The 13,516-nt window shown below is 69.8% G+C and carries 7 protein-coding genes; 2 read left to right on the plus strand and 5 right to left on the minus strand.

The window, feature by feature from the left end; all coding sequences use genetic code 11:
• Genes LXT13_RS18490 through uvrA form a run of 3 tightly spaced genes read right to left on the minus strand, consistent with a single transcriptional unit; the run spans position 1 to position 9,870 of the window.
• A complete protein-coding gene (locus tag LXT13_RS18490; RefSeq protein ID WP_233373427.1) occupies positions 1-1,743 on the minus strand; it encodes a sensor domain-containing diguanylate cyclase in 1,743 nt (580 codons plus the stop codon).
• Positions 1,744-1,793: 50 nt separating this feature from the next.
• Entirely contained in the window at positions 1,794-4,181 is a 2,388-nt protein-coding gene (locus LXT13_RS18495; RefSeq protein WP_233373428.1) for a sensor histidine kinase, read from the minus strand.
• Positions 4,182-4,230: 49 nt separating this feature from the next.
• Positions 4,231-9,870: an excinuclease ABC subunit UvrA gene (uvrA, locus tag LXT13_RS18500; protein ID WP_233373429.1), complete on the minus strand. Its 5,640-nt coding sequence runs from the start codon at positions 9,868-9,870 to the stop codon at positions 4,231-4,233.
• A gap of 250 nt (positions 9,871-10,120) precedes the next feature.
• On the opposite strand from uvrA, the gene LXT13_RS28710 reads away from it, so the two are divergent.
• Positions 10,121-10,603, plus strand: coding sequence for a response regulator (locus LXT13_RS28710; RefSeq protein WP_233373430.1), 483 nt, complete (start codon positions 10,121-10,123; stop codon positions 10,601-10,603).
• 239 nt (positions 10,604-10,842) lie between these two features.
• Positions 10,843-12,342: a malonate--CoA ligase gene (locus LXT13_RS18510; protein WP_233373431.1), complete on the plus strand. Its 1,500-nt coding sequence runs from the start codon at positions 10,843-10,845 to the stop codon at positions 12,340-12,342.
• 18 nt (positions 12,343-12,360) lie between these two features.
• Here the strand turns inward: LXT13_RS18510 and LXT13_RS18515 are convergent, their stop codons facing one another.
• Both LXT13_RS18515 and LXT13_RS18520 read right to left on the minus strand, forming a co-directional pair.
• Complete coding sequence (locus LXT13_RS18515) at positions 12,361-12,855, minus strand: 3'-5' exonuclease (RefSeq protein WP_233373432.1); 495 nt, start codon at positions 12,853-12,855, stop codon at positions 12,361-12,363.
• Positions 12,856-12,886: 31 nt separating this feature from the next.
• Complete coding sequence (locus tag LXT13_RS18520; protein ID WP_233373433.1) at positions 12,887-13,462, minus strand: hypothetical protein; 576 nt, start codon at positions 13,460-13,462, stop codon at positions 12,887-12,889.
• Between the last annotated feature and the right edge of the window lie 54 nt (positions 13,463-13,516).

The following is a 13,516-nucleotide window of genomic DNA, read 5'->3' on the forward strand; positions in this document are numbered from 1 at the left end:
TCAGCCGAGCGTCGGCGCCAGCTTCAGCACGACGGCGTTGCGCCCTCCACGCTTGGCCTCGTAAAGAGCGCCATCTGCGCGGTCGATCAGCGGTCGCGCATCGAGGTCGTCCACCGACGCGAGGCTCACGCCGACGCTGACGGTCACACGGCCCACCTGCGCAAAGCTCACCGTCTCGACTGCCGCCCGGATCTTTTCCGCGGCGATGACGGCCTCCTGCGGGCCGGCCAGTTCCGGCAGCAGCACGGCGAACTCCTCGCCGCCGAAGCGCGCAGCCACGTCCGTCGCACGGATGGAGGCCTGCAGCAGGTGCGCGAGCTGGCGCAGCACGGCGTCGCCGGTGGGGTGGCCGAACTGGTCGTTGATGCGCTTGAAGTGATCCACGTCCAGCAACAACAGCGCATGGACACGCGCCCGCTGCCGCCCGTAGCGGCGGTCCAGCGCCTGGGCTTCGGCGAGGCGGGCGTCCAGGCTGCGGCGGTTGTGCAGGCCGGTCAGCGGGTCGCGCGTGGCCAGATGCTCCAGCGCCGCGTTGGCCGCCTGCAGTTCGGCGGTGCGCTGCTGCACCTGGGCTTCCAGCGTTGCGTTGGCCTGCTGCAATTCCTGCTCGGTGGCCAGCAGCGAGCCGGCCATCGCGCGCATCGCATCGCTGAGCCGGGCCAGCTCCATCGCACCGGGGTCCGGCGGAAAGTCCGGCATGCGCCGTTCGGCCTCCACGCGCTCGGCGATCTGCGCCAGCTCCTCGACCGGCCTGCTGATGCGCCGCGCCAGCAGCAGCGCCGCCAGCGTCAGCACGGCGGCCGCCATGATGCCCAGCAGCACCAGCTCACGCTGGAGATCACGCACCGGTCGCAACGCCTGCTCCAGCGGCTGACGGGTCACGATGCGCCAGCCCAGCGCCGCATCGGTGCTCGACTGCAGCTGCGCCTCGCTGGTCAGGTAGGTCTGGCCGCCGAAGTCCAGCTCGCCGTCGAAGCGGCCACTGGCCGGCCTGGGCAGCACGTTGGCACCATCGGCCTGCGCGGCCTTCAGCGCCTCCGGATACAACACGCGACCGTCGCGGTCCAGGATGAGGGCGTCGATGCCACCGCCCGGGTTCTGCCGGCGCGTGACACCCTCCACGAGGCCTGTGACCCAACGCCAGTGCGCATGAGCGCCCACAACACCGAGCAGCTTTCCGTCGGCAGCTCGGATGGGCGCAGCGAAGTCGATAAAGCGCGTCGGCTCGCCGTTCGGCGCCACGGGCAGCATGCTGGCCAGCAGCTTGGCCTCGTGCACGTCGCCCACGTAGACGCGCTCGCGCGCGGCGATGAACCACTCGCGCTGCGCCACCGACCGGCCGGCCAACAGGCCGCCGGTGGCCTGCAGCACCGTGCCGTCCGGCGCGGCCACGCCGAGCCAGCCGAACTCGTCGTGCAGCGCGGCGCGGCGCTCCAGCGCGTCGCGTACGCGGGGGGCGTCCAGCGGGCCGTCGACGAGATGCGGGGCGACGCTCAGCAGCTCGATCTCCCGTTCTCGGTCGCGCAGCTCCGTGGCCAGCAGGTCGGCGGCGAATTGGGCCGTCGTACGAACGACGGCCTGTTGCGCGGTGTAGAGCTCCTGCGTGGCGACGCGGCCGAGGTAGACCCCCACGAGCGTCAGGATGGCCAGCGCCAGCCCGCCCAGCACCAGGCTGAGCTGGCCCCGCAGGCTCGGCAGATGGCGAGCGGGTGAGGCGGTCACGTCGTGAGGTGTGTCAGGCATCGCGATGACTTCAGTATCCGCTCGGTGCCGGCGTCAAAGGCATCCGCGATTCACCCGGCCTGTGGCAGCGTCAGGCGCATCGAGGTGCCTCGGGGCCCGGTGCGCAGCAGCTCGACGCTGCCGCCATGCAGGTCCATCACGCGGCGCACGATGTACAGGCCCAGCCCGTGCGCCGATTCGGCCGCGCCGTGCCCCCGCGCACCGCGCGTGAAGAGCCGTGGCATCAGTTCGGCCGGGATGCCAGGGCCGGTGTCGGCCACCTCGAACTGCAGCATCGCCGGCTCGTCGAAGTCGATGACGTGCAGCGCGACGGCGCTGGGGCCGGGCGCGTACTTCAACGCGTTAGACAGCAGGTTGCGCAGCGCCAGGCGCATCAGGCTCATGTCCATCAGCGCCGTGCGCGTAGCCGTGTGGCGGTGGATGGCGACGCGGTCGCGCTGCTCGCGCGGCAGGTCGGCAATGGTGACGGCCATCAAGGTGTCGATGTCGGTGTCCAGCCGGGCGATCCGCCCGCCCCCGGCCAGCAGGCTGGCCGCCGCCAGCGTGTTGTCCACGCCGGCCAGCACCTGGCCCAGCACGGCCTGCGCCCGCGTCAGCCGCTCGTGCACCTGGCGCTCGCCGCGGCTGGCCAGCGCCGCCGCAGCGCTCTGCAGCGCGGCGCTGGCGTTGTTAAGCGGCTGGCGCACCTCATGGGCCAGCACGTCCAGCATCTCGGACCGCTCGCGCAGCAGCTGGTCCAGCGCCTCCACATGGCGCTCGGTCTGGCGGCGCATCTGCTGCTCGTGCGCCAGCTCTGCGCGACGCTTGAGCTCGTCGGTGATGTCGTCCACCAACGCCAGCGCGCGCAGCGGGTGACCCTCCGCGTTGTACTCGGCAACGGCACCGACCAGCGCATCACGCAGCCGGCCATCGGCACAGATGAACTGCGCCGGGCAGTCGTCGACATGCCCATCCCGCCACAGCGCCGGCTGCCAGACCTCGCGCAACTGCCGACTGCTCTCCGGCGTCAGGAAGTCGTCCAGTGGGCGGCCGATGACTTCCTCGCGTCGATAGCCCAGCCGCTCCAGCCAGCGATCCGACACGGTCAGAAGGCGTCCTTCGATGTCCACCGAGTGCATCAGCGCTGGCGTGGACTCGTACAGCGTGCGCAGCCGCTGACGGCTGTCTTCCAGCTCGACGGTCGCGCGGTGGTGCGCCGTCACGTCCTGCACGGCGCCGACGAGGCGGACGGGCTCGCCGTCCTGCCAGTCGGCCTGCCCCTGCGACAGCACCCAGATCTCCCGGCCCGTGACAGTGATCAGCGGCAGTTCAAGAACCCACGGCTCACCGTCGTAGATGGCGCGTCGCGCCGCGGCCTGGATGACCGGCCTGGCGTCGGGCCGGTAGTAGGCCAGGGCCTCCTCCATCGTGGGCCGATGCCCTGCCGGCCGGTCGTGCATGCGGCAGGTCTGGTCGCTCCAGACCAGCTCGTGCGTCTTCAAGTCCAGGCTCCAGCCGCCCACGCCGGCCACGCGGCCCGTGCGGTCGAGCAGGTCCTTGCTTTCGCGCAGCTCACGTTCGGCGCTCAGCTTGTCGGTCACGTCATCGACGATGCCCACCCAGCCGGTCAACTCGCCTTCGGGCGACAGCAGCGGCCGGGCTTGCGACGCGACCTGCCGCGGCAACGCGCTGCCGGGCCGGCGCACGCGGTAGCGCATGTCGAACGGCTGGCGTCGCTCGACGCTACGCGTCCACTGACGGCGCACCTCGTCGGCATCCTCCGGCGCCAGCGTCGCCGCCCAGCCGTCGCCCATCGCCTCGCGGGTGCCGATGCCGTAGATGGCCTGCCAGACCGGGTTGGTGTAGGTGTAGCGCCCCACTGCGTCCGTACGGAAGATGCCCAGCGGTGCCGTCGCGGCCAGCACGCCGAAGGCCTGCTCGGCCTCTGCGTGTTCAGCGGGCTGCAATGCCCGCTCGCGCATCATCAACGCCTCCGCAATGGCGTTGGCCAGGCGCGTCAGCGACTCGCGTTGCGACTCGGTCAGCGTGCGGGGCCGAAAGTCCAGCACGCACAGCGTGCCAGGGTGGCTGCCATCGTCCAGCCGGATGGGCACGCCGGCGTAGAAGCGCAGCGCCGGCTCGGTCAGCACGTCCGGGTGGCGGACGAAACGCTCGTCCAGCAGCGTGTCGGCCACCTCGAAAAGCCCGTCGGCCACCAGCGTGTGCGCGCAGAACGTCAGCGCCCGCGATGTTTCGCTGCGACCGAAACCGACCGCCGCCTTGAACCACTGGCGCCGCTCGTCCATCAACCCCAGCAGCGCCACGGGCGTGTCGCACAGCTGGGCAGCCAAGGCCGTGAGCTGGTCGAACAGCGGCTCCGGCGCGGTATCCATCACCGCCAGCGAGCGCAGGCGGGCCAGGCGGCGTTCCTCGTCAACGGGCAGCGGGGCGGTCCACATGGGGCACGAGCTTAGGGCAGGTCGCGCGGGCGCACGGCCGGGCGAGCACTCATGCGGACTGACGCGCCAGCACCGGCGCCAGCGCAACGCCGGTGTGGCTACCACTGGCCACGACCTGCTCCGGCGTCCCTGCCACGACGATGCGCCCGCCGGCATCCCCGCCTTCCGGCCCCAGGTCCAGCACCCAGTCCGCCTCGGCGATGACATCCAGGTCGTGCTCGATGACGACGACCGAGTGCCCGCCCGCCACGAGCCGGTGCAGCACGCGGATCAGCTTCTCGACATCGGCCATGTGCAGGCCCACGGTCGGCTCGTCCAGCACGTAGAGCGTGTGCGGCGCCTTCTGGCCGCGGCGCGTCACATCGTCGCGCACCTTGACGAGTTCCGACACCAGCTTGATCCGCTGCGCCTCGCCGCCCGACAGCGTCGGCGACGGCTGGCCCAGCGTCAGGTAGCCCAGGCCTACGTCCTTCAGCAGCTGCAGCGGGTGGGCGATGGACGGCATGGACGCGAAGAACTCAACCGCCTCATCGACCTCCATCTGCAGCACGTCGCCGATGCTCTTGCCGCGCCACGTGACGCCCAGCGTCTCCGGGTTGAAGCGCTGGCCATGGCACTGGTCGCACGGCACCTTCACGTCAGGCAGGAAGCTCATCTCGATGGTCTTCATGCCCTGCCCTTCGCAGCCGGGGCAGCGGCCCTCGCCGGTGTTGAAGCTGAAGCGCCCCGGCGCGTAGCCGCGCGCCTTGCTCTCCAGTGTCTCGGCAAACAGCTTGCGGATGGCGTCCCAGAAGCCGATGTAGGTGGCCGGGCAGGAGCGAGGCGTCTTGCCGATGGGCGTCTGGTCGACCTCCAGCACTCGGTCCACCTGCACGTGGCCCTCGATGCCGTCGCAACCCGCCCACTTCGACGGCGCCTTGCGCAGCGGCACGGCGACGGCCATGTTGGCCAACAGCACGTCGCGCGCCAGCGTGGACTTGCCGGAGCCCGACACGCCCGTGACGGCCACCAGCCGGTGCAGCGGCACGTCGACCGTCACGCCCTGAAGGTTGTGCAGCGCGGCGTTCAGCACCGTCAGCTTGGGCGCTGCGGGGTCGATGGCGCGGCGTTCCTGCAGCGGGTGGATCAGCGGCCGGGCCAGCATGCGGCCGGTGGTGGAGTCCTCCACCGCCGCCAGCTCCGCCGCCGTGCCCTGGGCGACGACGCGGCCACCGCGTTTGCCGGCGCCGGGGCCAATGTCGATGATGTGGTCGGCGCGGCGGATGGTGTCTTCGTCGTGCTCGACGACGACGAGGGTGTTGCCCTTGTCGCCCAGCGTGCCCAGCGCCTTCAACAGGATCTGGTTGTCGCGCGGGTGCAGGCCGATCGTCGGCTCGTCCAGCACATAGCAGACGCCCTGCAGGTTGCTGCCCAGCTGGGCGGCCAGGCGGATGCGCTGCGCCTCGCCGCCCGACAGCGTCGGCGCCGCACGGTCCAACGTCAGGTAGCCCAGGCCCACCTCTTCCAGGAATTCCAGCCGGCCGAGGATCTCGCTGACGACGTCGCGGGCGATGTCGGCGTCACGCCCTTCGAGGTGCAGCCCCTGCACCCACGCGCGCGCCTGGCCCACGCTCCACGCGGCGACCTCGCCTATGCCCTTGTCCTCGAACTCGACCGAACGGGCCGTGGGATTCAGCCGCGTGCCGTGGCAATCCGGGCACGGGGCGTCGGTCAGCCCTTCGACCTCGGCCTCTTCAGACGGGAAGCTCTGCTCGCGGCCGCGGTTGTCGTCGGCCTGCACGCTGTCGTCCAGCGCCTTGCGCTGCTCACGCGTGAGCTGCAGGCCCGTGCCGACGCAGCCGGTGCACCAGCCGTGCTTGGAGTTGTACGAGAACAGGCGCGGGTCCAGCTCGGGGTAGCTGGTGCCGCAGACCGGGCAGGCGCGCTTCGTGGAGAACACCTTGACCTGGCCGATGCCGCGACCGGTCTCGCCGTCGGCCAGCGCGGTGCTGAGCCCGTCCAGCGGCGCCAGCAGGTGCAGCACGCCCTTGCCGGCATCCAGCGCCTTGGCGAGCAGCTCGCGCAGTTCCGGTTCCTTCTCGGGTGAGATCACGAGATCACCGACGGGCAGCTCCAGCGTGTGCTCCTTGAAGCGGTCCAGCCGCGGCCACGGCGACGTGGGCAGGAACTCGCCGTCCACGCGCAGGTGCGTGTGGCCACGGCCCTTGGCCCATTTCGCGAGGTCGGTGTAAACGCCTTTGCGTGCGACAACCAGCGGCGCCAGCAGGCCGACATGCTGGCCGCGGTAGTCCCGCATCAGCTGGGCAGCGATGCTCTCGACGCTCTGGGGTCGCACCGGCGCGCCGTCATTCACGCAGTGCTGAACGCCCAGCTTCACGTACAGCAGCCGCAGGAAGTGCCACACCTCCGTCGTCGTCGCGACCGTGCTCTTGCGGCCGCCACGCGACAGCCGCTGCTCGATGGCGACCGTCGGCGGGATGCCCCAGACCGCGTCCACCTCCGGCCGGCCGGCCGGCTGCACGATGCTGCGAGCGTAGGCGTTCAGCGATTCGAGGTAGCGGCGCTGGCCTTCATTGAACAGGATGTCGAAGGCCAGCGTCGACTTGCCGGAGCCGCTGACCCCTGTGACGACGTTGAACTTTCCGCGCGGGATGTCGACGTTGACACCCTTGAGGTTGTGCTCGCGGGCGTTGACGATCTTGATAGCCTCGTCGGTCTGGCGGCGCGCCTTGATGAGCTGCTGCAGCGGGCGGCCTTCCTCCACGGCGACGGCCGGGCGGTCCATGTGCAGCGCGTAGTCGCGCAGCGCCGCGGCGGTGTGCGACGTGGCGTGCCGGGCCACCTCTTCCGGCGTGCCGACGCAGACCACCTCGCCACCGGCCTCGCCACCTTCGGGGCCCAGGTCAATCAGCCAGTCGGCCGCGCGGATGACGTCGAGGTTGTGCTCGATGAGGATCAGCGAGTGGCCGGCCGTCAGCAGCTTGCGCATGGCGCGCATCAGCTTGGCGATGTCGTCGAAGTGCAGGCCGGTCGTCGGCTCGTCGAACAGGAACAGCGTGCCCTTCTTCGCCACGCCGAAGCGCGGGCTGCTAGCGGCCTCGGCGAGGAAGCCGGCGAGCTTGAGGCGCTGAGCCTCGCCGCCCGACAGCGTCGGCACCGGCTGGCCGAGGCGCACGTACTCCAGGCCCACGTCGACGATGGGCTGGAGCTTTTGCAGCACCGCGCGGTGCTCGCTGAACAGGTGCACGGCCTCGGCGACGGTCAGCTCCAACACGTCGGACACGCTCAGGTCGCGGTCCTTCAGCGCAAGCTTCACATCCAGCATCTCGGCGCGGAAGCGCTTGCCGTCGCAGTCCGGGCAGCGCAGGTAGACGTCGCTGAGGAACTGCATCTCCACATGCTCGAAGCCCGAGCCACCACAGGTCGGGCAGCGGCCGTCGCCGGCGTTGAAGCTGAACATGCCGGCGCTGTAGCTGCGCTCGACAGCCAGCGGCGCGACAGCGAACAGCTTGCGGATCTCATCGAACGCGCCGACGTAGCTGGCCGGATTGGAGCGCGCCGTCTTGCCGATGGGCGACTGGTCGACGAACACCGCATCGGCGAGGAAGTCCGCGCCCAGCAGCGCCTCGTGCTGGCCCGGTGTCTCGGTGGCCTTGCCGAACTGGCGGGCCAGCGCCGGGTAGAGCACGTCCTGCATCAGCGTGCTCTTGCCGGAGCCGCTCACACCGGTCACGACGACCAGGCGCTGCAACGGGAACTCGACGGACACGTCTTTCAGGTTGTGCTCACGTACGCCCTGCAGGATGAGCTTGGGCGTGGACGCTTCCACCAGCCGCTTCAGGCCCATGCCCACGTGCTTGCGCGCGCCGAGGTAGGCGCCCGTCAGCGTGTCCGCTGCGCGGATTTCCTCGGGCGTGCCGTCGAACACGATGGCGCCGCCGCGCTCGCCGGGGCCGGGGCCCATGTCGATGAGGCGGTCGGCGGCCAGCATGACGGCCGGGTCGTGCTCGACGACGACCAGCGTGTTGCCTGCGTCGCGCAGGCGCTGCATGGCCTGCACGATGCGCCCCATGTCGCGCGGGTGCAGTCCGATGCTGGGCTCGTCCAGCACAAACAGCGTGTTGACCAGGCTGGTGCCCAGCGCCGTCGTCAGGTTGATGCGCTGCACCTCGCCGCCGGAGAGGGTCCGGCTCTGGCGGTCCAGCGTCAGGTAGCCCAGGCCCACGTCGCACAGGTAGCGGCTGCGGTGGCGGATTTCGTCAAGCAACAGCTTCAGCGCCTCGTCCAGCATCGTGCTGGGTAGTTGCAGGCCGTCGACGAAATCGCGCAGCCGGCTGATGGGCAGCTGCATCAGGTCGTGCAGCGACAGGCCAGGCAGCGCCTCAAGCTGTTCACGGGTCCAGTCCACGCCGACCGGCAAGAAGCGCTGGGCCGGCGGCAATGCGGCATCGGCCAGCGCCTTGGCCCCGACGCGCCAAAGCAGCGCCTCGGTCTTGAGCCGCGCGCCGCGGCAGGACGGGCACTCGGTGTAGCTGCGGTACTTGGACAAGAGCACGCGGATGTGCATCTTGTAGGCCTTGCTCTCCAGGTAGTCGAAGAAGCGCTTGACCCCGTACCACTGCTTGTTCCAGTTGCCGTTCCAGTTCGGCGTGCCGTTGATGACCCAGTCGCGGTACGCCGGGCTCAATTCCTTCCAGGGCGTGTCGCGCGGGATGCCTGCCTCGCCGGCGTACTTCAGCAGATCGTCCTGGCAGTCCTTCCACGCCGGTGTCTGCATGGGCTTGATGGCACCGTTGCGCAGCGTCTTGCGCTCGTCGGGGATGACCAATCCCAGGTCCACGCCGATGACACGGCCGAAACCCCGGCAGGACTCACAGGCGCCGAAGGCGGAATTGAAGGAAAACAACGCCGGCTGCGGGTCGGCATAGCGCAGATCGCTTTCCGGGCAGTGCAGGCCGGTCGAGAAGCGCCAAGTCTGCGCTCCTTCGTCACCCACGTAGACATTGAGCCGCCCTGCCCCTCGTTTCAGTGACAGCTCGATGGCTTCCATGGCACGCTGCTTGTCGGCTCCCACGATGCGAAAGCGGTCCGCCACCACATCCAGCACCTTCTTGCCGTCGACCTCGCGCTCGGCCTGCACCCGCGTGAAGCCGCTGGCCGACAGCCACTGCTCGACCTGCTCGGCCGACGTGTTGGCCGGCAGCTCGACCGGGAATGTCAGCACGAGCCGCGGGTCGCTGTCCTGCGCCCGCGCCAACAGTTCGGCATGGATGCTCTGTGCGGTGTCATGTCTGACGGGCAGCGCCGTCCGCCGATCGAACAGATCGGCCGCCCGCGCGAACAGCAGCTTCAGGTGGTCATTCAGCTCCGTCATCGTGCCGACCGTGGAGCGGCTGGTGCGCACCGGATTGGTCTGGTCGATGGCAATCGCCGGCGGCACCCCGTCCACCTTGTCGACCGCCGGCCGGTCCATTCGGTCCAGGAACTGCCGCGCGTACGCCGAGAACGTCTCGACATAGCGCCGCTGGCCTTCCGCGTAGAGCGTGTCGAACACCAGGCTGGACTTACCCGAGCCGCTGGGACCGGTGACCACCGTCAGCTCCGCCGTGCGGAGGTCGAGATCGAGGTTCTTGAGGTTGTGCTGGCGGGCACCTCGGATACGGATCAGGCCTTCGGACTGGGACGACATGGTGGGGGGCAAAACTGCGAAGGCAAGCAGTGTAGGGATGGCCCTGCCGGAAACTGTCAGCACGCGCCAGCGACCCCGGGCGATCAACGGTCGTTCCAGCCTACGCGAGCGGCCAAGCCTCTGTGAAATTCAGCGACTTGCGGTTGCACCGCCCACCTCCTGCGGCAACAATGGGTCACCCCCTTACCGGGGGAGATAACAACAAAGCAATCGAGGACATGGGATGGATCATTCAAGGCTGGCTGCTCACGTGCCCCTTCATCAGATCTGGCTGAGCGCCACCTCCGGAGCCTCCGGGGCTGGCACACCACGCCCCGAATCCGAGGGGATCGCATCGAGCCAGCGCCAGCCCCAGGTGCTGCTGGTGGAAGACAACCACATCAACCAGGTCGTCGCGCTGGAATTCCTGTCGCTGATGGGCGTGGAAGCCCGACTCGCGCGCAACGGCATCGAAGCGCTGGCCGCCTGTGAACAGGCCGTGCCCGACCTCGTGCTGATGGACATCCAGATGCCCGGCATGGACGGCCTGGAATGCGCCCGGCGCCTGCGCGCGCAGCAGCGCGACGGCACGCTGCCTGTCTTCCCCATCCTCGCGCTGACCGCCCATGCGCTGGACGCCGACGTGGCCGCCAGCATCGACGCCGGCATGGACGAGCACCTGACCAAGCCGCTGGACTTCGTCGCGCTGCGCACGCGGCTGCAACGCTGGTTGAAACTACCCGACCAGAACTGACAGCGAATCGTCCGGCCTTGCCTCGCCGGATGCGGCCGGGAGGCCGCGGCGACCTGGTCAAACCGCCGGCACTTAGACATCGCCGACGTTGCGCGCGGTCTTGACGACCTCGGGCCTGTCGGGGCCGCGCTCCACCTGGCGGAGCAGCTGCATGCCGCGCAGGTCGGGCCTAGCTGATCGGCGAGATGCTGGGCTGCTGGCTCGCGTCGCCGAACTGCCCTCCCGATAATCCCGTCGCCATGAACCTCTACACCGCCCTGCGCGCCGGCTTCCCGGCCGACCTCGACACGACCGCCATCGACCACGACGGCGCGCTGTACTCGTGGCGCGACCTCGACAGCGGCAGCGCCCTGCTCGCCAACTGGCTGGCCCGTCTGGACCTGCCCGCCGGCAGTCGCGTGGCCGTGCACACCGACAAGAGCGTCGAGGCGCTGATGCTCTACCTGGCCGTGCTGCGCGCCGGCTTCGTCTACCTGCCGCTGAACCCGGCCTACCAGGCCAGCGAGCTGGAGCACTTCATCACCGACGCCGAGCCCGCCGTCGTCGTCTGCGCCGGCCGCAACTTCGGCTGGATCAGCAAACTGGCCTTCCAGCGCGGCGTGCGCTGGGTGTTCACGCTGAACGACGACCGCACCGGCACGCTGCTGGACCGCGCCGCGCAGATGCCGACGGTCAACGAGCCGGTCGCCCGCGAGCCCGCCGACCTGGCCGCCATCCTCTACACCAGCGGCACGACCGGGCGCAGCAAGGGCGCCATGCTGAGCCACGGCAATCTGCTGTCGAACGCCCAGGTGTTGAAGACCTTCTGGGACTGGCGCTCCGACGACGTGCTACTGCACGCGCTGCCGATCTTCCACGTGCACGGCCTGTTCATCGCGTCGCACGGCGCGCTGCTGAGCGGCAGCAGGATGCTGTGGTTCAACAAGTTCGACGCGCCCGCCGTGGCACGCCGGCTGCCCGAGGCCACCGTCTTCATGGGCGTGCCGACGCTGTATGTGCGGCTGCTGCAGGAAAAAACGCTGGACACGCGCCGCATGCGGCTATTCATCAGCGGCTCGGCGCCGCTGCTCATCGAGACTTGGACGCAGTGGCAGGCCCGCACCGGCCATCTGATCCTGGAGCGCTACGGCATGAGCGAGACGCTGATGCTGACCTCCAACCCCTGCCGGCCGGCAGACGGCGAACGCGTCGGCGGTACGGTCGGCCCGGCCCTGCCGGACGTCGGGCTGCGGGTGCTGCGCGACGACGGCACGGCTTGCGATGTCGGCGAGATCGGCCATGTGCAGGTGTGCGGACCCGGCGTCTTCGCCGGCTACTGGCGCATGCCGGAGAAGACGGCAGAGGAGTTCACCGCGGACGGCTGGTTCAAGACCGGCGACGTCGGCCGGCTGGACGCCAAGGGCTACCTGACGCTGATCGGCCGCAGCAAGGACCTCATCATCAGCGGCGGTTTCAACGTCTACCCGGCGGAGGTGGAAGGCTTCCTGAACGAGCTGCCCGGCGTGGGTGAGTCCGCTGTCATCGGCGTGCCGCACGCGGACTTCGGCGAGGCGGTCGTGGCCGTCATCACGCCGGTGGGCGAGCCGGACACCGAGGCGCTGATCCACGAGCTGAAGGCCCGCATCGCGGGGTTCAAGGTGCCCAAGCGCATTGTTGTCGTGGCCGAGTTGCCGCGGAATGCGATGGGGAAGGTGCAGAAGAAGTCGCTGCGGGAGCGGTACGCCGGGTTGTTGGCCTAGCCCCGGGCATCCCGCGGCTCAGCAGCTGACCGCCCCCTTCACCTCGTCCAGCGCCAGCTGCAACACCCGCGCATCACTGCTGGCCCGATGCCGTGTCAACGCCTGCCGTGCCCGGACGGCCTCGGTGGCGCTCTTCCAGCGCTGGGCCTCGTCCTCGTTGAGCAGGCGGCGCAGGTCCTCCAGCTTGAAGCTGGGCCGCAGGCCGACGGCGTCGTACAGCCTCGCGAGCCACGTGAAGTCATGCCCCCAGCCGTCGCAATAGACGGTGCAGCCGGCCAGGCGGGTGTTGAGCTGCTGGGCGATCCAGCGGGCGGGCCGGCCGTGCTCCAGCAGCAGCTCGCGGCTGATGCCATGCAAGGCTTCGGCGGCGCCGTCCCAATGCAGCCAGTCGGATTCCGGGCGGATCAGCCCGCAGAACAGCGCGCCGTCCGGGGCCACGAAGCCCACCTCGATGGGATAGCTACCTCGGCCGAAGCCGGAAGCCTCGATGTCGATGATGGTGGGGCGTTGCACGTTACCAAGTGTGACAGACGCCAGGGGCGAATCAAGCCGGGTTGTCGATGACGATGTCCCGTTCGAACAGCTGCAGCGCCGCCCGGCCGACCTGCCGGGTATCCCACCAGGCATAGGCACCCACGCCGGCGGCGCCCACCAGCGGCATCCAGCGTGACACGGCCCGCCCGGCCACCTGCTTGCCAAGCTGCAGGCCCACGGCACCCGCCAGACGCTGCAGCAGCGCCTGGGCAGCGGGCCGCACGATGACGCGTTCGCCTACCCGCACGCCGAGATCGCGCAAGGCCTGGGCGGCCGTGTGGCGGAATAGGCACCACATCATCTGCGCGGGGCCCAGCTCGGCACTGCGGCCGTAGAGCGCGGCGATGTCGGCCACCAGCTGACGCTGGATGTACCAGACGGCCATCATCTCCGGTGCGATGGTGGCCCAGCCCAGTGGCCCGGCCGGCAGCGCCAGCGTGCCGGCGGCGAGCGCGGCCTTGCTGGCGGCAGCCTCAATGGCACGCGCTGCGGCATGGGCCGGCCTGGGGCTGGCCTCGAACACGGGCTCCGGGGGCTGGGCAACCAGTGCCAGCACGCGATCGCCCCAACTCGCTTCCATCGCCATCGCTACTCCTTGAACGCGCCAGGCGTCCATTGTTAATGAGCCGAATCCACCTGG

Source organism: Pelomonas cellulosilytica (assembly GCF_021353265.1).
Taxonomy (GTDB): domain Bacteria; phylum Pseudomonadota; class Gammaproteobacteria; order Burkholderiales; family Burkholderiaceae_C; genus Pelomonas; species Pelomonas cellulosilytica.

Excerpts from the sequence above, each read along its gene's own strand:
- LXT13_RS18490 (WP_233373427.1), bottom strand. The coding sequence starts at position 1,743 with ATGCCTGACACACCTCACGACGTGACCGCCTCACCCGCTCGCCATCTG.
- LXT13_RS18495 (WP_233373428.1), bottom strand. The coding sequence starts at position 4,181 with ATGTGGACCGCCCCGCTGCCCGTTGACGAGGAACGCCGCCTGGCCCGC.
- uvrA (WP_233373429.1), bottom strand. The coding sequence starts at position 9,870 with ATGTCGTCCCAGTCCGAAGGCCTGATCCGTATCCGAGGTGCCCGCCAG.
- LXT13_RS18510 (WP_233373431.1), top strand. The coding sequence starts at position 10,843 with ATGAACCTCTACACCGCCCTGCGCGCCGGCTTCCCGGCCGACCTCGAC.
- LXT13_RS18520 (WP_233373433.1), bottom strand. The coding sequence starts at position 13,462 with ATGGCGATGGAAGCGAGTTGGGGCGATCGCGTGCTGGCACTGGTTGCC.